General features: G+C 43.4%; 19 protein-coding genes and 1 pseudogene. 11 read left to right on the plus strand and 9 right to left on the minus strand.

Annotation, left to right across the window (positions count from 1 at the left end; all coding sequences use genetic code 11):
• Nucleotides 1–151 precede the first annotated feature (151 nt).
• Entirely contained in the window at nt 152–916 is a 765-nt protein-coding gene (gene rlmB, locus AC1DYT_RS06320; protein WP_477468790.1) for a 23S rRNA (guanosine(2251)-2'-O)-methyltransferase RlmB, read from the plus strand.
• Here rlmB and AC1DYT_RS06325 read toward each other — a convergent pair.
• From AC1DYT_RS06325 to AC1DYT_RS06335, 3 genes are all read right to left on the minus strand, one after another.
• Nucleotides 906–1,559 (minus strand): hypothetical protein, encoded by a 654-nt coding sequence (locus tag AC1DYT_RS06325; RefSeq protein ID WP_477468791.1) that lies wholly within the window; start codon nt 1,557–1,559, stop codon nt 906–908. The two genes, rlmB and AC1DYT_RS06325, sit on opposite strands and share 11 nt — an antisense overlap.
• Nucleotides 1,560–1,688: 129 nt before the next feature.
• On the minus strand, nt 1,689–1,862 hold the full coding sequence (locus tag AC1DYT_RS06330) for a hypothetical protein (protein WP_477468792.1): 174 nt from the start codon (nt 1,860–1,862) through the stop codon (nt 1,689–1,691).
• Nucleotides 1,863–2,018: 156 nt separating this feature from the next.
• Nucleotides 2,019–3,104: a mannose-1-phosphate guanylyltransferase gene (locus AC1DYT_RS06335; RefSeq protein ID WP_477468793.1), complete on the minus strand. Its 1,086-nt coding sequence runs from the start codon at nt 3,102–3,104 to the stop codon at nt 2,019–2,021.
• Nucleotides 3,105–3,350: 246 nt separating this feature from the next.
• Here AC1DYT_RS06335 and recQ point away from each other — a divergent pair, with 246 nt between their 5' ends.
• From recQ to AC1DYT_RS06365, 6 genes and pseudogenes are all read left to right on the plus strand, one after another.
• On the plus strand, nt 3,351–5,546 hold the full coding sequence (gene recQ / locus AC1DYT_RS06340; protein ID WP_477468869.1) for a DNA helicase RecQ: 2,196 nt from the start codon (nt 3,351–3,353) through the stop codon (nt 5,544–5,546).
• Nucleotides 5,547–6,455: 909 nt separating this feature from the next.
• Nucleotides 6,456–7,196, plus strand: a complete 741-nt coding sequence (locus AC1DYT_RS06345) for a hypothetical protein (protein ID WP_477468794.1) — start codon at nt 6,456–6,458, stop codon at nt 7,194–7,196.
• Between the two features lies 1 nt (nt 7,197).
• A complete protein-coding gene (locus AC1DYT_RS06350) occupies nt 7,198–9,966 on the plus strand; it encodes a carboxypeptidase-like regulatory domain-containing protein (RefSeq protein WP_477468795.1) in 2,769 nt (922 codons plus the stop codon).
• A 26-nt stretch (nt 9,967–9,992) separates the two neighbouring features.
• Nucleotides 9,993–11,198, plus strand: a complete 1,206-nt coding sequence (locus AC1DYT_RS06355) for a DUF4249 domain-containing protein (protein ID WP_477468796.1) — start codon at nt 9,993–9,995, stop codon at nt 11,196–11,198.
• A 153-nt stretch (nt 11,199–11,351) separates the two neighbouring features.
• Nucleotides 11,352–11,684: pseudogene (locus AC1DYT_RS06360) on the plus strand (MG2 domain-containing protein); the annotation flags it as partial.
• 18 nt (nt 11,685–11,702) lie between these two features.
• Nucleotides 11,703–13,688: a hypothetical protein gene (locus AC1DYT_RS06365; RefSeq protein ID WP_477468871.1), complete on the plus strand. Its 1,986-nt coding sequence runs from the start codon at nt 11,703–11,705 to the stop codon at nt 13,686–13,688.
• A 29-nt stretch (nt 13,689–13,717) separates the two neighbouring features.
• On the opposite strand, the gene AC1DYT_RS06370 is transcribed toward AC1DYT_RS06365, so the two are convergent.
• Complete coding sequence (locus AC1DYT_RS06370; RefSeq protein WP_477468797.1) at nt 13,718–15,622, minus strand: OmpA family protein; 1,905 nt, start codon at nt 15,620–15,622, stop codon at nt 13,718–13,720.
• Between the two features lie 39 nt (nt 15,623–15,661).
• Nucleotides 15,662–16,285, minus strand: a complete 624-nt coding sequence (locus AC1DYT_RS06375; RefSeq protein WP_477461010.1) for a 7-carboxy-7-deazaguanine synthase QueE — start codon at nt 16,283–16,285, stop codon at nt 15,662–15,664.
• 171 nt (nt 16,286–16,456) lie between these two features.
• On the opposite strand from AC1DYT_RS06375, the gene AC1DYT_RS06380 reads away from it, so the two are divergent.
• Genes AC1DYT_RS06380 through AC1DYT_RS06390 form a run of 3 tightly spaced genes read left to right on the plus strand, consistent with a single transcriptional unit; the run spans nt 16,457 to nt 17,998 of the window.
• Nucleotides 16,457–17,218, plus strand: coding sequence for a hypothetical protein (locus AC1DYT_RS06380; protein ID WP_477468798.1), 762 nt, complete (start codon nt 16,457–16,459; stop codon nt 17,216–17,218).
• 6 nt (nt 17,219–17,224) lie between these two features.
• Nucleotides 17,225–17,563, plus strand: coding sequence for a Rieske (2Fe-2S) protein (locus AC1DYT_RS06385; RefSeq protein WP_477468799.1), 339 nt, complete (start codon nt 17,225–17,227; stop codon nt 17,561–17,563).
• Entirely contained in the window at nt 17,564–17,998 is a 435-nt protein-coding gene (locus tag AC1DYT_RS06390; protein WP_477468800.1) for a hypothetical protein, read from the plus strand. It begins immediately after the preceding gene.
• A gap of 162 nt (nt 17,999–18,160) precedes the next feature.
• Here the strand turns inward: AC1DYT_RS06390 and AC1DYT_RS06395 are convergent, their stop codons facing one another.
• Genes AC1DYT_RS06395 through lepA form a run of 3 tightly spaced genes read right to left on the minus strand, consistent with a single transcriptional unit; the run spans nt 18,161 to nt 21,688 of the window.
• Nucleotides 18,161–19,042, minus strand: coding sequence for a bifunctional 5,10-methylenetetrahydrofolate dehydrogenase/5,10-methenyltetrahydrofolate cyclohydrolase (locus AC1DYT_RS06395; protein WP_477468801.1), 882 nt, complete (start codon nt 19,040–19,042; stop codon nt 18,161–18,163).
• 3 nt (nt 19,043–19,045) lie between these two features.
• A complete protein-coding gene (locus AC1DYT_RS06400; protein WP_477468802.1) occupies nt 19,046–19,891 on the minus strand; it encodes a toxin-antitoxin system YwqK family antitoxin in 846 nt (281 codons plus the stop codon).
• Between the two features lie 9 nt (nt 19,892–19,900).
• Complete coding sequence (gene lepA, locus AC1DYT_RS06405; protein WP_477468803.1) at nt 19,901–21,688, minus strand: translation elongation factor 4; 1,788 nt, start codon at nt 21,686–21,688, stop codon at nt 19,901–19,903.
• Between the two features lie 86 nt (nt 21,689–21,774).
• Between lepA and AC1DYT_RS06410 the strand changes: the two genes are divergently transcribed.
• Entirely contained in the window at nt 21,775–22,638 is an 864-nt protein-coding gene (locus tag AC1DYT_RS06410) for a fructosamine kinase family protein (protein WP_477468804.1), read from the plus strand.
• On the opposite strand, the gene AC1DYT_RS06415 is transcribed toward AC1DYT_RS06410, so the two are convergent.
• Nucleotides 22,635–24,281, minus strand: coding sequence for a hypothetical protein (locus tag AC1DYT_RS06415; RefSeq protein WP_477468805.1), 1,647 nt, complete (start codon nt 24,279–24,281; stop codon nt 22,635–22,637). The two genes, AC1DYT_RS06410 and AC1DYT_RS06415, sit on opposite strands and share 4 nt — an antisense overlap.
• Between the last annotated feature and the right edge of the window lie 44 nt (nt 24,282–24,325).

A 24,325-nucleotide genomic window follows, 5' to 3' on the forward strand; every position in this document is an offset into this window, starting at 1 on the left:
TTAACATCAGTACAATATAACAATGTGGATAAAAGTTGGCAATTGTTAACTACGGCAATGGCATATTTGGCGAATACCAAAATGCTGTTTAGTTCAATAACCGTAAAATGAGTTTATATAGCTACTTTTGCCCCTATCCAACATACAAGAAATGAGTTATAATTCTAAGCCGGTGCGCGAAGGCAACCAAATGGTTTTTGGCATACGTGCGGTTATCGAGGCGATACTTGCCGGGAAAGAAATTGAAGCGCTTTACACACAGCGCGGACTGGGCGGCGGCCTGCTAAATGAGCTACGCGATGTGATGAACGAGTATCAGATTACCGCGCAACAGGTGCCGGTAGAGAAGCTGAACCGCATCACCATGAAAAACCACCAGGGCGTTATCGCGTTCATATCGCCCATTACTTACCATAAGGTAGAGAACATTATCCCGGAGATTTTTGAAAAAGGGGAGGTGCCTTTGATTTTGGTTTTGGACAGCATTACCGATGTGCGCAATATGGGGGCCATAGCCCGCACGGCCGAATGTGCCGGCGTGCACGCCATCGTTATCCCGGCAAAGGGTTCGGCACAAATAAACCCCGATGCGATCAAAACATCGGCAGGTGCGCTGTATAAGATACCGGTTTGCCGCCATGATAATTTTATGCAAACGGTGAAGTTTTTGCAGGAATCGGGCCTGCAGCTGGTTTGCTGCACCGAGAAAACCAACGAGTTTATCTACACGCCAGATTACACCGCACCAACGGCTATTATTATGGGTTCGGAAGAAGATGGTATCCGCAACGAAATCATCCGTATATCAGACCATTTGGCCAAAATACCCATGTTCGGCGAGATTGAATCATTAAATGTATCAGTATCTACAGCGGTAATATTGTATGAAGCGATAAGGCAGAGAACTAATTCTTAACTTTATTTCGTTGTCTTATATCTTCCGCAACTTTCTTATTTATTGACTGATAAATTTTAGTCCCTAAATTTTTCAAATCATCGATATTAACGTTAGGATTTTTATCGGCAAATAAATCTATTTGGTCATCTAATAAGCTTTTTAGATTCTCTATGCTTTTATCGTATGACTCAACAATGCATTTGTTTATCTCATGCTCCGTTTCTGTTTCAGCTTTAGTGATTATTTTATCGAATAATGTATTAGTAATTTGAATAATTTCAGTATTTAGTTGTCTAAAAGCGTGATGTAATTGCATTTCAATTGAACCATTTTGCTCTTGCGGATAGTTTCTTAATAAAAATTTCTTTAGTTCATTATCTGGAAAAGTATCATCGCATTCTTCAAAACTTTTGATATCAAGATTATGCATGAATTTATTTCTAATCTCCATGAATTTCGAGAATTTTTTAATTACAGCTTTGTCCAATGCTCCTAAGTCGATGAGTAAAATCATCTTTTGATTGAATGATAAAGCTTTAGATGTATAACCAAATGACATTGAGACTTTGTAATCCTCAATTGACAATAATTTGGCAAGAAAAATAGATATTCTGTGTTCTAACGAAAGTGAATCATAAAGGATTTCTTTCCTCAAATCCATATTTAAATAAGAATAAGAGGATTCCATGAGAGGGTGCATGTCAACAAATATTAAAGATGAAATTTTAAACAAGAGCGCCAATGTTAGGCACTCTTAATATTCGTTTTTCAATAGGTTGAAAGGAATTTATTACGCGTCAAGTTGCTTATCAATATCTTCGTTACTCATCTTGGTTTGAATTTTCCCCCTTAGTGATGATAGGCTTGCCGGCTGTTTTAAAACCTTAATGATATTCAAATCTTCTAAATCCTTAAGCAATTTGTAAGCTTTTTGATTGGTTAGCTCTATTAATACCGTTTCCATCCTTCTATTTTGTAATGTTTATTACCAAATTTACCAAATTAAACTCAATTACCGTCAAATGAGATTATCCAACCTTGGTCAACAAAATTGCCCGTTCGATTATCGAACAGGCGCTTTTTATTCATCTGCATATCTGCACATTTAAAATCTGCACATCTATATATATTTAGCCCCGAATTTGCTTTTTACGTCGGCAACTACTTGTTTGATATTCTGCTCCTGGTCGCGGGGGCAGATGAGCAAGGAGTTATTGCTTTCTACCACGATGAAATCGTGCAGTCCCTGCAATATCACCAGCTTGTCGCCGGGTACGTTTACCATGCAGTTGCTGCTATCGTACATAATCACCTTTTCTGATGGGATAACAGCGTTGCCCACATAATCCTTATCGGCCAGTTGATAGATGGATGCCCAGGTACCCAAATCGCTCCAGCCGAATTCTGATGGTAGAACGTAAACGTTGGATGCCTTCTCCATAATACCGTAATCGATAGATATATTGATACAGCGCTGGTATATCTTGTGCACAAAAGCCTTTTCCTCGTCGGTATTGTAAACGGAGCGGGCCTCGGCAAATATCTCGTGCATCTCGGGCAGGTAGCTATTGAAGGCATTTACGATAGCCTTTGCCGACCATACGAAAATCCCCGCATTCCACAAAAAGTCGCCGCTTTGGATAAAGGTTTTGGCAATATCCACGGTGGGTTTCTCAGTAAATGTTTTTACTTTATGGAAATCTTCGTTAATGGTATCTTCAGTATATTGGATGTAGCCGTAACCCGTATCGGGCCTTGATGGCTTAATGCCAAGCGTTACCAGGCAATCTCTTTCGGCAGCTGTTTGGAATGATTTTTCTATAGCGGTTAAAAATGCCGCCTCATCAAGTATCAGGTGGTCTGATGGGGCAACAACAATAGCTGCGTCGGGGTTAATACTTTCTATCTTAAAACAGCCATAAGCAACGCAGGGGGCGGTGTTGCGCATTACAGGCTCGGTAAGTATCTGGCTGTCGGCCATACCGGGAAGTTGCTTTTTTACCAGACCTGTATAATTTTCATTTGTTACAACAAAGATGTTTTCTGCAGGGCACACCTTTAAGAAACGCTCGTAAGTATTTTGTATCAATGTTTTCCCGGTACCCAATATGTCTATAAATTGTTTTGGGTGCGAAGTTCTGCTTATTGGCCAAAAACGGCTGCCAATACCGCCAGCCATAATGATGGCATAGTAGTTTCTATTCATGTTCGGGTTGAAGAATTTTTATTTGGTAAACATTGGTTTAAATGTGTACATTAATTTGTAAATTTAGTATTAAATAGAACTAAATATTTACGCGCAGAAAACACACTCTTTTAAATGGATAAATAAACAAATTGTTTTCAGAAGAATAATCATTTTTATATAAAATTTTACACAAAACCCATCGTTTATTTATAAATTTTTGTTATTTTGAACCATATTTTTAAAACGTATTAAAGTACATAAATGATAGAAGCTAAAAAATCGCTTTTTGATAACCTGCAGAATTTCTTCGGGTTTGATAACTTTAAAGGGGAGCAGGAAGCGATAATTACGAACATTTTAGCAGGTAACGATACATTTGTGATAATGCCTACCGGTGGTGGCAAATCCATGTGTTATCAACTACCTGCATTGATGAGCGAAGGCACAGCGATTGTGATTTCCCCGCTCATTGCACTGATGAAAAACCAGGTAGACCAGCTAAGGGCCTTCGGTGGCTCAGACAGCATAGCGCATTTCCTCAATTCCTCGCTTACCAAAGCCGATATTCTGAGGGTAAAAGACGATGTATTAAGCGGCAAAACTAAGCTGCTTTACGTTGCGCCCGAATCATTGACCAAGCAAGAGAACGTCGATTTTTTGAGGCTGAACCAGGTATCCTTTGTGGCGGTAGATGAAGCACATTGTATTTCAGAGTGGGGGCATGATTTTCGGCCCGAATACCGCAAGATACGCCAGGTGATAAGCAATATAGGCGATGATATCCCTATTATAGCCTTAACCGCAACCGCAACGCCCAAAGTACAGCAGGATATCCAAAAGAACCTGCAAATGAACAACGCTACGGTTTATAAGTCGTCGTTCAACCGCTCTAACCTGTTTTACGAGGTAAGGGCTAAGCGCACGGCTATCAAAGAAATAGTAAAGTTTGTAAAGCAAAATCAGGGCAAATCGGGCATCATTTATTGTCTCAGCCGTAAAAAGGTTGAGGAAGTGGCCGAGGCGCTTAACCTCAACGGGGTAAAGGCATTGCCATACCACGCCGGTTTAGACCCTAAGGTGCGTGCCGATACACAAGACAAGTTCCTGATGGAAGATGTAGACGTTATTGTGGCTACCATCGCCTTCGGGATGGGTATAGATAAGCCTGATGTACGCTATGTGATACACCACGATATGCCCAAAAGCATGGAGGGGTACTACCAGGAAACCGGCCGCGCCGGGCGCGATGGCGGCGAAGGTGTTTGCGTTGCCTTCTACAGCGGCAAGGATATCGATAAGCTGCAGAAGTTTATGAAAGATAAGCCTGTGGCCGAGCGCGAGATAGGCACCCAGATATTGAAAGAGGTTATCGATTATGCTGAATCGTCGGTTTGCCGACGCAAGCAGTTGCTGCATTACTTTGGCGAGAACTTTAACGAAGCCGGTTGCAATTGCATGTGCGATAACTGTTCGGCACCGAAAACCCATTTCGATGGCGAAGCGCAGCTGCACAAAGCCCTTAGCCTGATTAAACTAATCGGCGAGAAATTCGACGATTGCCATATCATCAATATCCTGATGGGCAAAGATGATGCCCAGGTGAAGAACTATGAGCACGATAAACTGGAAGATTACTTCGGCACCGGTATAGAAGACGGCGATAACCTTTGGAACTCGCTCATGCGCCAGGCCTTGCTAAACAATTTCCTGTCGAAAGATATTGATCATTACGGCCTGTTGCATTTAACCAAGGCCGGCAATTCCTTCATAGAGAACCCCTACAGCATCCGTTTCGTACTGAATAGGGACATGGGCCCGACAGACGATGACGAGGCCGAGGACGGCCCTAAACAGGGTGGTGGCGCATTAGATACGGCACTGCTGCAGATGCTGAAAGACCTGCGCAAGAAAATAGCCAAGCAAAAAGGCTTGCCACCGTTCGTTATCTTCCAGGACCCTTCTTTGGAAGAAATGTGCACGCATTACCCAATAAATACAGAGGAACTTAAGCAAATATCCGGCGTGGGAGCAGGCAAGGCGCTGAAATTTGGCAAGCCGTTTACCGATTTGATAGAGAAATACGTGGACGATAACGATATAGACCGCCCGGTGGATATGGTTATTAAAAGCGCCGCCAATAAATCGGCTTTGAAAGTATTCATCATCCAGAATATCGACCGCCATTTGAATTTGGATGACATAGCGGCCTCTAAAGGCCTCACATACGAAGAGATACTGAAAGAGGTAGAAACAATCGTAAATTCGGGTACCAAACTTAACCTCAATTACTATATTGACGAGGTTATTGATGAGGACAAACAAGAAGAGGTTTATGACTACTTCAAGACAGCCGAGATAGACTCCATAGACGATGCTCTGGTAGACCTTGGTCCGGATGATTACACCCGCGAAGAGGTACAGCTGATGCGTATCAAATTCATGTCGGAAGTAGGGAATTAAGCTTTAAGCCAAGAGTACACTTAGATAAGCCTTTTATAAAAGCCTGGAGCTCCCCTCCGGGCTTTTTCTTTTATTAGCGAGACTCAAATAAAACTTCAGACTTTCGACTCGAGACTTTATAAAACTTATTTAAACCAGGTTAACACAGGCGCGGAGCCATTGGCTTTAATTGATCAGGTGCGCCGCAGGTCAAGTGTTAATGCTACGTTTTATACCTCGCTTGGTAGCGACCATGTGGAACCAACCACAATCAGGCGCTCTTCTTCAAATTGTGGATGACCGTCCTATGTGTTAGGCCGTAGTATTTCGTCATTTTGAACATTTTGTGCCCTATTTATTTACTTTTGTACCCTTTCATTTATCTTTCCCATCTATACTTTTGGCCAGCCCAATCAATAAACCTGATAGCTTTTAAAAAAAGAGATAGTAGTTTCTTTGTTTCCGGATGGGAAGTGAGAACACCGGCATTCAATGCGGGGACGGCTTTGTTAGCTATCATTTTATAGCCGGGAACAATGTAATTTGCTACCAATTAGATAAACCTATGATAAACCTATATTCATGTTGAACAAAGTCGCCAGTACGCAAACTGATAATTCCCCTGATTCTGCTTTGCATAAGCTTATCTGCTAACGCCACTGTTATATCGTATAAAAAGACGCCAGGGGATTGCTACTTAAGCTGGATAAAGGCTTAATGTACATCGCCGTTTTTAAGGATGATATCATAGAAGTTAAATACACTACGTTCGCGGCTTCAGCACCAAATCCTCACTCATTGTTAAAAAAAAATGGGGCATGCCATTTTTGATGTGCGTGAAAATAAAAATCAGGTTAGTATCACAACTGCCAGGTTAAAAGCTAAGTCCATTTCTAAAATATGAGTCAGTTTTACCTATATACATCCTCAATGAGAAAAATTGTTTACCTGCCCGTGATTTTATGCCTTATCAATACAATAATTAGCAAAAAAACTTTAGCGCAAGTTGTTAACCGTGATAGTAGTTCACAGCAAAATGCCTTTGATAAGGCGGTAACGTTTTATCATTCGTCGATTGGCAAGCAGGCCGATATATTTAATGGAATTGAATACCATTTACACGACCCACTTGCAAAGGGCAACGCCTATTTTTCGGATGTAAACTCATTTACTCCCGGATCGGTTTATTACGATGACGTTTATTACGATGGTGTACCTATGCTTTACGATCTAAATACCGACCAAGTGGTAGCCCTTCTATACAATCATTATTCTATGTATTCATTAGTTAAAGAAAAAGTAGAAAGTTTTAATTTCTTAAACCATCATTTCGTCAATGTAAAAAGCGATGCCCTTGGCGAAAAGGAAGGTTTAAAGCCGGGTTTTTATGATCAATTATATCTCGGTAAAACTGAAATTTTGGTAAAACGCGAAAAAACAATTCAAACAAACAACTGGGCCGAAAGCTATTTTTCGGAGTCCACAAAGTGGTTCCTCCAAAAAAACAACGTTTTTTATAGCTTCAATAATCAGGGCGAACTGTTAGAGCTTTTAAAGGATAAAAAAAAGGAATTAAAGCAATATATTAAAACGAATCACATTCAGTTTCGGGCTAAACCAGAAGAGGCAATGGTCAAAATTGTATCTTTTTATGACCATTTAAGCAATTAATATGAAAAGCCTTTATCTTGTTATTTTTTGTTTGGTCTTTCTAATCCGGGTTGGCTTCGCGCAGCAAAAAGATGTAAAGTTGATTAGCGTAAATTTCGAAAAGGCTACAATTGAGCAATTTGTGACTGATTTGGAATCGAAATCAGATTATCGTTTTTTTTACGATGCCACGCAGTTCGACAGTTTAAAAGTTACCCTGCAGGTAACCGATAAATCGGTAACAAACATTTTAGACATAGTGTTCAGCAATACCGATTATCACTATGCTATTGTCAACCAGCAAATTTTTTTAGCTAAAGGTAGAGACATTAAAAGCGAATTAGCGTCCGATTTTGTGGAAACACCGACAAATAATCAGCAGGTGACACAGAACCCGGCAATAGCATACTACACCGGCGATCGTGATAAAAAAATACCCGAGGCCACAACCGAAAACAAGGTTTACGAAGTCGGCTTAAAAACAAACGTCATAGCACCGGGCAATGCAGTTTTATCAGGTTACGTACGCAATATTAAAACGGGCGAAGCGGTGGCTGGTGCAAGTATTTATGTTGAAAGCACTAAAGCTGGTGTAGCTACTGATCAATTCGGGTATTTTGCCCTTACAATGCCTCGTGGACGGCATTTATTAAATATTAGAGGGATGGGAATGCGCGATACCCGCCGGCAGATAATACTTTATGCCGATGGCAAATTAAATATCGAAATGCAGGAGCAGGTAAACAGGTTGAAGGAGGTTAAAATTTCGGCCGATAAGGTGGCAAATGTACGCGGTGTAGCCCTTGGTGTAACGCGGATCGATATTAAAAACATTAAACAAATACCAACTGTTTTTGGCGAGGCCGATGTACTGAGAGCAGTGCTTACGCTCCCAGGGGTTACATCGGTTGGCGAAGCTACCACGGGCTTTAACGTTCGCGGGGGGGCTGCCGACCAAAACCTGATTTTATCGAATGGTGCTACTATTTATAATCCGGCTCACTTTTTTGGCTTTTTTGCGGCATTTAACCCGGATGTAGTAAAGGGTATTGAACTCTATAAAAATAGTATCCCCGAAAAATTTGGCGGGCGTTTATCGTCGGTATTGGAAATCACCAACCGCGAAGGCAATAAGAAAGTCTTCACTGGTTCGGCAGGGATTGGCTTGTTAACCAGTAGGTTTAGCATTGAAGGGCCAATTGTTAAAGATAAAACCTCATTTATATTTGGCGCACGCACAACGTATTCCGATTGGTTGCTAAGTTTATTGCCCGCTGCGTACAAAAACAGTTCGGCTTCTTTTTATGATGTGAATTTTGATGTGAGCCATCAAATAAATGATAAAAACAACCTTTACCTATCAAGCTACATCAGTGGCGATAAATTCCGGCTCAATAGTGACACTGCTTATTCGTATAGCAACAAGAGTATTGTTTTAAAATGGAAACATAATTTTAACAATAAACTATATAGCCTTTTGTCTGCCGGGGTCGATAGGTACCAATATGAAATAAGAGCCAGTGCCAATCCGGTTAACGCGTTTAAATTGGGCTTTAATATTAACCAGGCCAATTTTAAAGGTGTTTTTACTTACTATCTCAGCAATAAACACACCATTAATTTCGGGGTAAGCTCTATTTTGTATAAGGCCAACCCCGGCGGTTTCGAACCCTACGGCAGTAGTTCGCTCGTAGCGCCCGATGTTGTAGCACCCGAGCAAGCCCTGGAAAGCGCATTGTATTTAGGTGATAAATATGATATAACATCTAAATTATCGGTTAGCGCAGGTGTAAGGTTTAATATATATAACTACCTCGGTGCGCAAACGATAAATTATTATGCCGCCAATTTGCCAAAAGATGCAACAAATGTAATTGACAGCACCATTTACAAAGGTGGGCAGTTTATTAATACTTATGCCGCGCCCGACATCAGACTATCGGCGAGGTATTTAATTAACGACGATTTATCGTTAAAGGCGGGTTACAATACCATGCACCAATATCTCCATTTGCTTTCAAACTCTACGTCTATTTCGCCAACCGATGTTTATAAATTAAGCGATCCTAATATTAAGCCCCAATCTGGCGACCAGGTTTCGTTTGGCATTTTTAAAAACGTAAAATCTAATACCATCGAATTGTCGGCCGAGGTTTATTATAAACGCATCAATAATTATCTCGATTACAAAAGCGGTGCAAACCTTTTGTTAAACCACCATATCGAACAGGAGGTAATTAATACCCGGGGAAAAGCTTATGGCGTTGAGTTTTTAATAAAGAAAACTGAAGGGAAATTAAATGGATGGCTGAGCTATACCTATTCACGCACGCTTTTACGACAGGATGACCCGAATGCCGGAGAGTTAATAAACGGTGGAAAGTATTACCCGGCTAATTACGATAAACCACATTCCTTTAATTTTACGGGGAATTACAGATTTACCCACCGTTATAGCGTTTCGCTCAATATAATTTACAGTACCGGCAGACCAATTACTTTGCCAGTATCCGAATTTGAATATTCGGGCTCCGAAAGGGTATTTTATTCGGACAGAAATGCCTATAGAATACCTGATTATTTCAGGTCCGATTTTTCGATAAACATCGAAGGTAACCACAGGGTACATCAACGCTTCCATGGTTCATGGTCTGCCGGTGTTTACAATTTAACGGGCCAGCAAAATGCATATTCAACCTATTTTACCGAACAGGGCGGCATAATCAGTGGTTATAAATTATCCATATTCGCGGCCGCTATCCCATTTATAAATTATAATATACGATTTTAAGCAATATGAATAATCAATCTGCTTTTTTGAAAACAGAAAAAAAAATGATAGTGAAAGTTTTTACCTGGAGTTGCATTTTATTTTTCATAGTGGCATCACAAGGCTGCAAGTTGCCTTATGACCCGCAGCCGATTGCTTCGCCAGGTAGTTACCTGGTAGTTGAGGGAATGATAAATAGTGGCACGGACTCTACATTTATAAAACTTAGTCGTACGGTTCCCCTTTCGTCGGGTAATACTCATAAGCCGGAGTTGGGGGCGCAACTAGTTGTAGAAGGCGATGATAATTCGAAATATGTTTTAATGGATTTTGGTAAAGGCATGTATGCTACACCGGCGCTATCACTTGATAAAACACATAAATATCGTTTAAGGATAACAACATCCAACAATGAATCATATCTTTCGTCGTATGAGGCAGTATTAAATAACCCGCCTATCGACAGTATCGGATATACAGTACCCGATTACAATACCGTACAGATTCATGTAAATACGCACGATCCGGCTAATGTGGTAAATTACTATCGTTGGGATTACGCCGAAACATGGAAGTTCCACAGCCCGTATGAGTCGGCGTTTGTTACCAACGGAAAGGAAATAGTTCGGAGGACCCCCGCCCAGCAGGTCTATTACTGCTTTGGCCGCGATTCATCAAGTACCATTATTTTAGGCTCATCGGCCCAGCTAACAAAGCCTGTAATTCATCAAAAACCAATTGTGCACGTGTTGGCCAATACTGAAAAACTCCAGGATAAATATAGTATTGAGGTAAACCAATACGCGCTATCGAAAGATGCTTATAATTTTTGGGTTAACATGAAAAAGAATACCGAACAATTGGGGAGTATATTTGATGCCCAGCCATCAACTATCAATGGAAATATACAATGCCTGAGCACACCATCGAAACCAGTTATTGGGTTTATCGGTGTTTCAAATGTTCAGCGAAAGAGGATATTTATTACCCGGTATCAATTACCCCGTGACCTTAACTACTTCACCTTTCCGTACACCTGCAAACTAGATACGGTATTGTTTGATTACCAGTCGCCAAATGGAGGGCCGGCCGTTAATCAGGTAGCCGGTCGTTTAATACCCCTCGGCTCGCAATCTATACCATTGGACCAATTATTAGACAGTTCCGGGATTATTGGATATACGGCTTCGAGCCAGGTATGTGCGTCTTGTACCGAACGTGGCACCACAAAACAACCACCATTTTGGCAATAGTATTTTGATGGTTTAAGTTTCGAAGTGTAAAAAATAGGAAAACACTGTAAAAAAGTTGAAAAGTTTGTATCCAAATTAGTGAAGGGTCTTACAACGAATAAATATTTGATCATGAGAAATATAGTGAAAGTCATCAGGTTGACCGTTTTTACGATGGCTCTATTTGCCTGTTACTCCAATAGTAGCGCCCAAACTATTAACGAGGTTCAAAACAGTTTTAACTTATATAAGCAAACCACCTTGCTCGAAAAGGTTTTCGTACACACCGATAAAACCGTTTATGTGCCCGGCGAAATAGTTTGGTTTAAGGTTTACTGTGTAGACGGTAACGATCATAAACCGCTCAATTTAAGTAAAGTTGTTTATGTTGATGTGTTGGATGGTAGCCAAAACCCTATAGCCCAGGTAAAAGTTGAAATGAAAAATGGTTTTGGCGATGGTTCTATTTATGTGCCGGTTACTACTGCAAATGGCAATTATAAATTGAGGGCCTACACCAACTGGATGAAAAATTTTAGTCCCGATTTTTATTTTGAAAAAGCGATAACCCTCACTAATCACCCCTTAAAGTCTCCTGATCCGCTTAAAGAAACAGCTTTAAAATACGATGTGCAGTTTTTTCCCGAGGGAGGAAATCTGGTAAGTGGCCTTGAAAGTAAAGTTGCTTTCAAAATAACCGCATCAGATGGCAAAGGTGTTTCTGCAAAAGGAGTAATCGTAAACCAACATAATGATACGCTCATAAGATTTCAAACACTAAAATTCGGGATGGGATCTTTTTCGTTTACGCCGGATATAAATAACACCTATAAAGCCATTATTTATATAAAAAACAATGCACCGCTAATTAAGACCATATCCGAAATTAAGGCGCACGGTTACGCTATGAAGTTAACAAAAACCGAAAATGGTCAATTGGATATTACAGTGCATAGCGACAACATAGCAGGCGAATCTATTTATCTGTTTGCGCATACAAGGCAGGAAATTAAAGCCGCAGCAACCGCAGTAAGCACTGATGGTACAGCCCATTTTTTTATTGATCCCAGTGTTTTGAGTGATGGCATTTCACATTTAACTGTTTTTAATAGCCTAAAACAACCGGTTTGTGAAAGACTATATTTCAAAAGCCCCGAGCGGCAATTATTTATTGATGCGGCTACCGATCAGCAACTATATGGGCGGCGTAAAAAGGTTAATATAAATGTTGCCACGAAAGACAAAGGAGGCAAATTGCAAAATGCAGAATTATCTATGGCGATTTATCAAGTCGATTCTCTGCAAGCGGTTGACAAAATTGATATTTTTAATTACTTGTGGCTTAATTCGGATTTGAAAGGCTTTATTGAATCGCCCGATTATTATTTAAAAAACAAAGATGCCGAAACATCTGAAGCTTTAGATAACCTGATGTTAACCCAGGGTTGGCGCAGGTTTGAATGGCAGCAGGTGCTGGCCAATAAACCCGCCGGCTTTACTTTCGTGCCAGAGTATAACGGACATATTATTTCGGCCAAAATAGTTAACGCTCAAACCCAAGCACCTGCTAAAAACATAATAACGTATTTGGGTGTGCCGGGGAAAAGGGTGCAATTATATTGCTCGCAAAGTGATTCACTGGGCCATTTAATTTATAACACTAAAGATTTTTTTGGTCCGAATGAAGTTATTGTGCAAACAAATACACTTAAAGATAGCATCTATCGGATTGAGGTATTGAGCCCATTCTCCGAACAATTTTCGAAAACAATATTCCCAACGTTAGATTTTAATTCGACAACGGCCAAAGCGCTTCAGAAGCACAGCCTTAGTATGAAGATATTGAATATTTATTTTGGTAGTAAATTGCGTAATTATTATGATGCAAAGACCGATAGCCTCCCCTTTTATGGCAGGCCGTATAAAACTTATAAGCTCGACGACTTTACGCGTTTTACAACGATGGAAGAGGATTTAAGAGAATATGTATCCGAAGATTATATTGTGAAAAAGAAGGGACATTTTCATATCGTCGTATTAAGCGGTAATGGATTTTTAGATGACGATCCGTTGGTACTGCTTGATGGTATCCCTGTTTTTGATATCGACAAAATATTTGCTATCGATCCCTTAAAAGTAAAAAAACTCGAAGTTGTCCCTTTCCGGTATTTCCATGGCACGGTTGAACATGAAGGTATATTTAGTTTCACAACTTATAAAGGCGATTTGGGTGGCATCGACATCGATCCTAAATCGGTGGTGCTTGATTATGAAGGATTGCAATTGCGCCGCGAATTTTATTCGCCGGTTTATGATTCCGACACTAAAACAGCCACCCGCTTACCCGATTTCCGTAACGTATTGTATTGGACACCTTCGGTGAACAACAAGGGTAATGATATTGTATCATTTTATACATCCGATCAACCAGGAAAATACGTGGGCGTTATACAAGGGATCAACACTAAAGGCGATGCGGGGAGTCAGTATTTTTCGTTTGAGGTTAAATAACAAATGATTATATACTTTTTAAAGGGCGACTATTTCGCAATAATCTTAAACTCCGTCCTTCTGTTTTTGGCGCGGTTATCGTCTGACGTGTTGGGTGCGATAGGTTCAGTTTTGCCGTAACCTTTGTAAACCAAACGGGCCGGGTTAATATTGCTCGAGGTAAGGTAAGTATATACAGATTTTGCCCGGTTTTCTGATAACAGTTGGTTTGCCGCGTCGTTGCCCACATCATCGGTATAACCGGATATTTCTATACGAACGGTTGGGTTAAGCGTTAAAAACTCAATGAGCTTCTGGAGTTCTGCTTTCGATTCTACCTTCAGGTCGAACTTATTGGTATCGAAAAAGATGTTCTTCAATATTACTTTGCCCCCAACTTCTATTGGCGATAGCAACACCGATATATTGAAGGCTGTTTTTGGAGCATGCCCTATCAGCGAAAAATTATCCGAATAGAACAAATATCCTTGCCGCGAAATATTGAGGCCATAGTTTTTGCCGGCGGCCAGCGTGGCTAAAAACTCACCCGAATCCTCGCTGCTATAATCCTGGTACACTGGCATATTCTTCTCCAGGTCCACAATTTCGATGATGGCCTCTAAGGGGGCCCGGGTTTTAATGTCTTTTATATTGCCCTTTACGTAAGTAACGATATTGGGCCTCAGGTTTAGCGGCAGCTCGAAGGTGTAGATATCATAGCCGCCAAAGCCGTTTAAGTTATTGGATGAGAAAAAGGCGTAAGCACCGTTTGCTGTGAGGGTGAGGCCGTTTTCGTCGCCGCTGGAGTTGATGGGCGAACCCAGGTTTACCGGCTTTTGCCATTTACCGTCTTTAGCCATCCGGCTGATGAAGAGGTCCCTTCCGCCCATGCCCGGCCAGCCGTTGCTGCAGAAGTAAAAGGTGCTATCGTCCGGGTGTATAAAAGGCGACTGCTCGTCGTAAACGGTGTTTACGTTTGGCCCCATGTTCTCGGGGTTGCCCCAGCCTTTATCGGTAAGGGTAGATTTCCAAATGTCATAACCGCCGTAACCACCTTTGCGGTTGCTTACGAAGTAAATGGTACGCCCATCGGCACTGATGCTTGGCTGGGCCTCCCATCCTGAGGTGTTCAAGGGCGAACTCAGGCTAAAAGGCTTGCCCCAGTCGTCGCCTTTGCGTTGCGCTATATAAATATCGCAGCGGCCCTGGCCATCGGGCCGGTTGCAGCCGGTAAAAAACAGGTATTTGCCATCTTGCGATATCGATTGCGCCCCCTCGTTATAAATAGGCGTATTGATGGCATCGCTTAAGTAAACCGATGTTTTCCATTTGCCGTTGAGCTTATCGCTCTTATAAAAATCTTCGTTGCTGTTTATTTTTCGGGTAAATATCAGCGTGCCTTCGTCGGCCGTAGCTACGGGCAGGTATTCGTCGGCAGCTGTATTTATCTCGGGGCCCATGTTTATGGGTAAAAAAGGCACGGGGTGCTTAATGGCATCTATGGCAAAATCGCAATCGCGCAGCAATTTGCGGGCGTAAGCTTCGTCTCTACTAACCAGGTTTGGATAGGTGATGTATTTTTCCAGGTGCTGCTTGGCCGCAACATATTGCGCCTCGCTAACTTCGGCATCGCCAACGCGTAAATATACCGAGCGCGAATACTCGGGCGAAAGTGCTATCGCCTTTAAATAGTGTGGTATTGCGGCTTTGTTTTGCAAGCGCGAGTGCAAAACATCTGCCAACAGCGCCTGGGCCTCTATAAACTTGCTATCGTTATCTATAGCTTTTTGCAATTGGGCAATGGCATCGTCGTACAAGTGTTCGTCCAGGCTTTGGTTGGCCAACGCAAAGTTTTTAATAGACTCCTTATCCGTAGTAGAATATTGCCTTTGCTGGGCAAACACATACACGGGGGATAGTAACACGAAGACGGCAAACAAGTAAAAAATGCGCATCGCTTGTTGATTCGTTAATCAATAAGCTAAGTTACAAAATTAAGGGATATTTAAGTATTTGTGCGTTTGCAACGAAACCTCCCATTGCGGGTTATTCATCACATATTCTACAATTAGTGGTGCCATCTCTTTGTTTTTGCTCCACTCGGGCTGCAAGTACAGCTTGCAATCGGGCGCAACCAGTTTGGCGTTGTGTTCGGCAAACTCAAAATCCGATTTATTGAAGATAATCACCTTTAGCTCGTGCGCCTTATCGGCCACGTTTTGCATGGGGGCCTTGAATTTTTTTGGCGAGAGGCATATCCAATCCCAATCGCCCGATAGGGGATACGCGCCCGATGTTTCAATAAACGTGCGGATTCCCTCGTTATGCAGTTGGGCGGTGAGGTAATCTAAATTGTAGATGAGCGGTTCGCCACCAGTTACCACCACAGCTTTGGAGGGGTGCACTTTGGCGTTGGCCACAATAGTATCGGCAGAGGTAAGGGGGTGCAGTTCGGCATCCCAGCTTTCTTTAACGTCGCACCAATGGCAGCCCACATCGCAGCCGCCCAGGCGGATAAAGTAAGCGGCTTTGCCGGTGTTGTATCCCTCTCCCTGTATCGTATAAAATTCTTCCATCAAAGGAAGCAATGTGCCGTCGTCCGGAACTTGATGTGCCATAATAGGGCGCAAAGGTAGGCTTTTACGGCCAAAGCTTAAAGCATCAAGGCAAAAGGTGATATTTGGGTGATAAGGGGCATCTGCAAAATATGCTATTTAATTGGCTGAGACTCTTTTATATATCATTATTTGGCGTTAGCTTTATAGGGTAAACTTTACCTGGCCCCAAACATGAAGAAATTAAACCTGCCGTTTGTATGCTTCCTTTTGTTTTGCCTAAGCTCCTGCGTAGACATCGAAGAACGTTATGATTTCAAGGCCGATGGATCCTGCAACGTGCTTTACGGCTTTGATATGGGTAAAGCGGTTTCGGTTTTGGCCAATTTGATGACCGATTCGGTACGCGAGACGCCTCAATTCAATCTGGTGAAAGATACCACGCTCAACTTTTACAACGCCCTGCCTGATAGTATTGCCAATAAAATGAATGCCGAGGAGATAAAGATGGCCCAGGGCAGCGACCTGGCCGTAAAAATGGACCTGAAGCATAACATTATGAAAGTGAGCATAAAGCATGAGGCAAAAAACGCGGCCGACCTGCAATATTACCTGCAACACCTCAACAACATATCCATGAATGGCAACCTGAGCCAGATGACCAAAAACAAGCAAGCAGGCGGTTTCGACCCGCAGCCGCTCATAAACGGGCAAAGCTACTACAACTATGAGATAACGCCTCACCGGTTTTACCGCATTATAGACAAGGTGAAATTTGCCGCGTTCTTAAAAAAGGCGGGAGCCAAGTTTGCTATGGCGAAGGCTATGCTGATAGATATGCCTTATAAAGTAGTGCTGAAATTTGCCAGGCCCGTGAAGAAAATGAACGGATCTAAAGCCGTGCTATCTGCCGACAGGCATACAGTTACCCTGGTTACCAGCATGGATGAGGTGATGAAGAACCCCTCGCTGATGAATTTGAAGATAGATTTTTGATGCTGGATGAAGTGGTACCCGATTGACGGTGTTGTACTTAATGGCGAGCCATTTATTAAAAAAGTAAAGGTTGCAGGCAAAAGCATATGCCTGGTAGGGTATGAGGGCAATTTATTTGCCCTTGGTGCCATTTGCCCGCATGCACGAGAGGACTTAAGCCGTGGTTGGTGCGCCAATGGTAAGCTGGTTTGCCCTTACCATCGTTTCAGCTACGATTTGCAGACCGGCAAGGGCAGCCCCGGCCAAAACGATTATGTGGATAGCTATCCGGTTAAAGTGAAAGGTGAGGAGGTTTATGTGGGGATAGAATCCTTTTTTGATAAACTAAAACAAGCCTTCAAATAAATGGAAACCAATGCTATCGACCTGCTTACCTATGAATTGTACCATACGCTCAGCTTCCGTAATTCTAAATTGCCTAAAGTAGCTGAGTTGCGTAAGTTTTTTTACGAAGGCGGCATACTAATCAACAACAGCTTTGACGAGCCGATAGCGTTCACTACGGCAAGTTACCTAAAGGCGCTGGAATCGCAGATTGCTATTGGCAACCTTAAGCAATTTTTGCAGCGGGAAATAAGTTCCAAAACCGAAGTATTTGGCAAGATAGCGCAACGCACCAGTGTTTACGAGTACAGCTTTGCGGAGATACCGCCCCGCAAAATGCCACGCGGCATCAACTACATGCAATTCGTAAAAGATGGCGACACCTGGCGCGTAAGCTCCATGGCCTGGAACGACGAGAACGAGAATCACCGGATACCGGCGGAGCTGGTGGCTTGATAGCAGGTGAGTGGGTATAGCCCAACGTCATTTTTGTTTCAGAACCCCATCATAAAAGTAGCCAATATGCAAAACCACTTTGCATTGACGCGAGCCATTCAGATGGGGTGCCGAAATAAATTCGGCATGACGTGTCTTGTTAAACGTACCGTCAATTACTCACTAAGAATAAACCTCTTTATTAGCCGAAGACAGTGTATTCTTCAGCAAGCCGATGATAGTCATCAGGCCTACACCGCCGGGTACAGGGGTTATCCAGGATGATTTTGGGGCAACATTTTCGAAATCCACGTCGCCGTATAGTTTGTAGCCCGATTTTGTTACGGTTGAGGTTTCGCGGTTCATGCCCACGTCAACTACCACAACGCCGTCTTTCACCATATCGGCAGTGATGAAATTCTTTTTACCGATGGCTACGATAAGGATATCGGCATCCAGCGTGAATTTTTTAATGTCGGGTGTTTTGCTGTGGCAAATGGTAACGGTGCAGTTGCCCGGTTGCGTGTTGCGCGCCATCATGATGCTCATTGGCGAGCCTACGATATTGCTGCGGCCCACCACTACACAATGCTTGCCTGCGGTTTCAATGCCGTATTCTTTCAGCATCAGGGTGATGCCGTAGGGGGTAGCAGGAATGAATGAAGGCAGGTTGCGCTGCATGCGCCCCAGGTTCACGGGGTGGAAACCGTCTACATCCTTGCGGTGGTCTATGCGCTCGGTAACTTTCTCCGGGTCGATATGCTTGGGGAGTGGGAGCTGTACGATGATACCATCGATATCGGCATCTGCATTCAACTCAGCTACTTTGGCAAGCAGTTCTTCTTCGGTAACATCATCCTCGTAACGCACTAAGCTGGATTTAAAACCCACCTTTTCGCAGTTCTTCATCTTGCTGGCCACATAGGTTTCGCTGCCGCCATCGTGCCCAACCAAAACAGCAACCAAATGCGGTTTGCGGCCGGTGCGCTCCAATATCTTAGCCGCTTCTTCGGCTATTTCTACCTTAAGTTTTTCTGATACGTATTTTCCGTCTAAAAGCTGCATAAACTATAATTTTTTTCCGTTGGCAAAAGTTACAACTCTTTTCAAGCTTCCATCCTCATTCCAATATTCCCATTTACCGTCTTCTTTGCCAACTTTAAACACTCCTTTACTCTGCATGTTTCCGTTATCATACCAGCTTATATACTCTCCGTTTGCGGCTCCATTATTTCTAACTAACACGCTGATTTGTTTGCCGTCAATATTCCACTCTTTCCAAATTCCTTCCATCTTTCCGTTCTGATATTGTCCAAAAGTGCGAATCTGTCCGTTTTCAAAGTAAAATATGTAATCGCCGTTTTGCTTGCCGTTAACAAAATTTTCAATATATAACACCTTACCAGATTCGCGATACCATTTCCACTCTCCTTCTTGTAACCCGTTTACATATTTACCTTTTATTTGTAACGCGCCGTTGGGATGATATCCAATGTAATAACCATTTCCCTCTTTTATAATCTGAGTTCCGTCTTCGGTCCAGTAATTCCAACGGTTATTTTGTGCACCATCAGATTCACTTTCCTTTTTTCCGTTTTTATACCAGGATTCAGATTTCCCGAAACCTATGCCATTTAAGTATGAAAACTTTTTGTGTATGGCGCCGCTTGGCCAATATATAACGCATTCGCCGTTTCTTTTTCCGTTTTTATAATGGATTACCAAGCCTATTTGCGAGCTTTTTTCTTTGCAATAAGCTATCCATTTACCATCGGGTAATGAGTCTGGACGTAGAAAAAGTCCGCTTTCGGGAAATAATTCTTTGAAGTAGAAAATCTTTTCATCGACGGATTGCGCGTTCGATATTTTGGCAAAAGCTAAAGAAAATAAACAAATAAGCCAGATGTTTTTCATCAAGTATTTTTAATCCAATTTCAGCACCGCCATAAACGCGCTTTGTGGTATCTCTACGTTACCTACCTGGCGCATGCGTTTTTTACCGGCCTTTTGTTTTTCTAACAGTTTGCGCTTACGCGAAATATCACCGCCGTAACACTTGGCGGTAACATCCTTGCGCATCGCTTTAACGGTTTCCCGGGCGATGATCTTGGCGCCGATAGATGCCTGTATGATAATCTCGAACTGTTGGCGCGGTAATAGTTCCTTCAGTTTTTCGCAGATTTTTTTACCGAAATCGTAAGAATTGCCACGGAATATCAACGATGACAATGCATCAACCGGTTCTGCATTCAGTTTTATATCCAAACGAACAAGATCCGACTTGCGGTAACCTATCTGGTGGTAATCGAACGATGCGTAACCCTTTGATATTGTTTTCAGTTTATCGTAAAAATCGAATACAATCTCGCCCATCGGCATCTCGAAGGTAAGCTCGACCCTGTCGGATGTTAAATACGACTGGTTCATGATCATCCCGCGTTTCTGGATACAGAGCGACATTACCGGCCCCACAAAATCAGATTTGGTGATGATGGTGGCTTTAATATATGGCTCTTCTACAAAATCTATCTTGCTTGGGTCTGGTAGATCCGATGGATTGTTTACGATGATAGATTCCCCACGGGTGTTGTAAGCGATGTACGATACGTTGGGCACGGTGGTGATAACCGTCATATTAAACTCGCGTTCCAAACGCTCCTGGATAATCTCCATGTGCAGCATCCCCAGGAAACCGCAACGGAAACCGAAACCCAGTGCCGCAGACGATTCCGGTTCGAAAACCAGCGAAGCATCGTTCAACTGCAGTTTCGCCATAGATTCGCGCAGCTCTTCGTAATCTTCGGTATCAACAGGATAGATACCCGCAAATACCATTGGTTTTACCTCTTCAAAGCCTTGGATACCGCCTTCGCAAGGGCGGGCAATAGTGGTAATGGTATCCCCAACCTTAACCTCGCGCGATTCTTTTATACCCGAGATGATGTAACCTACATCACCGGTTTTAATAACATCTTTTGGTGCCTGTTTTAGTTTCAGGGTACCAACTTCTTCAGCAATATATTGCTTTTCGGTAGCGAAGAACTTTACTTTATCGCCTTTGCGTATCTCGCCGTTAACTACTTTAAAGTACGCTACGATACCACGGAAGGAGTTATAAACGGAGTCGAATATCAATGCCTGCAACGGTGCATCCGGGTCGCCTACGGGGGCGGGGACACGCTCGATAATGGCGCGCAAAATATCGAATACGCCCATGCCGGTTTTGCCGGATGCTGCTAAAATCTCTTCGCGTTTGCAGCCTATCAGGTCTACTATCTGGTCTTTCACTTCCTCGGGCATAGCGCCGGGGAGGTCCATTTTATTGAGGACGGGAATAATCTCCAGGTCGTTCTCCAGGGCCAGGTACAGGTTAGATATGGTTTGTGCCTGTATACCTTGCGCCGCATCTACTATAAGCAATGCGCCTTCGCAGGCAGCTATAGAGCGCGAAACTTCGTAAGAGAAATCTACGTGGCCCGGGGTATCAATCAGGTTCAGTACGTATTTCTGCCCGTCGAGTTCGTATTCCATCTGTATCGCGTGGCTCTTGATGGTGATGCCGCGCTCGCGCTCCAGGTCCATATCGTCAAGCAATTGCGCCTGGCTTTCGCGCTGGGTGATGGTGCCGGTGTATTCTAACAACCTATCGGCAAGGGTGCTTTTGCCGTGGTCGATATGCGCTATGATACAAAAATTACGTATGTGCTTCATTCAACCGCAAAAATAACTTTTTGCGCGGATAATTTGGCATGCTTTGGGCGATTTGCTAACTTCCTGATAGTTAATACAACTGCCTGATGATACACGAAGCAATAACCGCCGCGGTCGAAACGATATTGTCCGAAAAAATAATACGTGCAGAACCTGTGCCTGGAGGGGACATTAACCAAGTTTACCGCCTGCAAACCAATAGCGGGCAATACCTCATCAAAATCAATTCTGCCGCGCGTTTTCCGGATATGTTTATCAGGGAAGCAGACGGATTAGCGATCATTGCTAACACAGGTGCCATCAATGTACCGCGCGCAATTGCCGTAGGCGAAGCGGCAGGGTTTAGCTTTTTGCTGATGGATTGGGTAGAGGCCGGGCAATCAGGCAATACAGGTATGGCAAAGCTAGGAGAGGGGCTTGCAAACCTGCACCGCAATACCCTGGTATTGTTTGGTTTCGGGGAGGACAATTACATCGGCTCTCTGCACCAAAGCAATAGGATACACCGAGAATGGAGCGATTTTTATTTGGAGGAACGGTTGCAGCCTTTAATGAAAATGGCAGTAGATTACGGCAAGCTGGAACAAGCAGACACACTACAATTTGAAAGATTGTACACCAAATTGCCCGATCTTTTCGAACCCGAATCACCGGCTTTACTGCACGGCGATTTATGGAGCGGGAATTTCATCATCGATAAAAACAACCGGCCATATTTAATCGACCCGGCAGTGTATTACGGCCACCGCGAAATGGATATAGCCATGACGATGCTCTTCGGCGGTTTCGGGGCGGCGTTTTACGATGCTTACCAATATCATTATCCCTTGGCGAAAGGCTTTGAGCAAAGGCTGAAGCTATGGAGCCTTTACCCGTTGCTGGTTCATGTGAATCTGTTTGGCGGAGGGTATGTACAGCAACTGCGGAGTTACGTTAGTGCGTATCTTTAATAGGCGGTTTGCAAAAACACAGGCGTTTCTGATACGGGAATCTTTACCTTGCCGTTTGTCAAAGTCAGCGTAGTTTTGGTCATCACATCTGCGCCAGCCTTTGGGGTGTAAAGCACGGCGGTTTTTATCGCCTTGCCAAAATCGAGCACATAAGTAGCCTTGCGACTGGTTTGATCGGGGATGGTCAATGCATAAATTACGCTGTTCGTGCCCGATCTGTATTTATCGATGATAGGATTTTGCCCGATAGTACCTACGTAACGATAATTGCCCATCAATTTGCTCACTTGTAATATATAGTCGGCGGCAGGGCGGCGTTTGGGGCTTTGCGCAAGGCCCGAGGTGGCATACTGCTCTGCCTTATCCGGAAAGGCATCGAAAAGTTGATAAAAGAAAAGCCTTTTTACGCCATGCCTGGCGTAGAGCAGCGAGCTGCGCAATATCCAGTCAGCCTGTGTTTGGAGTGCCGATTTATTGCCGATGGCGGGCGCACACTGGTAGCTGCCTGGGTTGATGTCGTATCCTGTTTCGGTTACCCAAACTTCGGGTTTGCCGGGCAGGCTATCGGCATATTTAACAAAACTGTCGGCTACACGGCCCGCATCAGATAGTTCCGGCGCAATGCCCGTGGTAGCTTTGGTATGCGTAAATACGCTGCCATCGTTGGCGTATAAGTGGTAGTTTATAACATCGAAGCACAGGTTTATGCTGCCATCAGGTTTATAGCCGCGATTGGTTTTGCACCAGGCTACCATCCGTTTTACATAGTTCACATCCGCAGTGGCTAAGCCGGTCATTACTACCTGCATGGTAGGGTCGGCGGTTTTAACCCCCGCGATATTGCCCAGCGTGCCTTTGTGCCCATCGTAAAAGGCAGATAGGTTGGCGGCATACTGTTCGGGTGTTTGGGTGGCTTTATCGCCTTTCCACCAGCGGTCGTTCTCATTGCCGCATTCGATGTACCTGATGAGGCCGAGGCCAATTTTTACCTCATTGGGTTTATCGCCTGCCCATCGCGGGCGGGTATCAACCTTAACCAGTTTAGGGTCAATAGCCTTATTATAGCCGTACCGGGCCGCAAACTGGAAGGCTGTGCGTGCCTGCACAATATAAGAGACGGGTTTGTTAAGGTCGGCACCATAAAACACGGGTACGTTTTCGTCGTCGCGCTGGTCTGTAGGGTAGGTGTTCATCATCCATACGGGCAGGTTTTTCATATCGGCTAAAACCAGTATGCTGTCCTGCTTGCAGCGGGTGTATATCAAGTCGTAATCCCAGCTGCCGTTATTGGTGGGATTGAAGGTATAATCGCCCTGCATATTTTCCAGTTTGTTCCAGTTCATGTAATGCCGCAGCCCGCTGAAGCATTTGATGAGGGCCATATTATCCTCGTAAATATAGCCCCGCTCGTTGGGGGCGGCAGGGTTTTCCAGAAAATTCCATTCGTAGCCGTTTACGCCGAACATATTCCGCAGCGGCACACCCTCTACTTCGGCGAGGGAATCATGTAGTGTTATGGTGCTGCCTTCCGGAGTAGCCGCAACCGTCGGGGCAACTTTTGCAGGCCCGGTACCACAATGAGAAAACCCCATCATCAATATGAGAATGGGGATTAGGGCTTTGTTTTGAAATGATAAGTTCATGCCGATAGCAGCGGGTTACGTGGTTTGGTTTACGTTTTGTACCG

It is taken from the genome of Mucilaginibacter sp. P1_D10 (genome assembly GCF_056406215.1).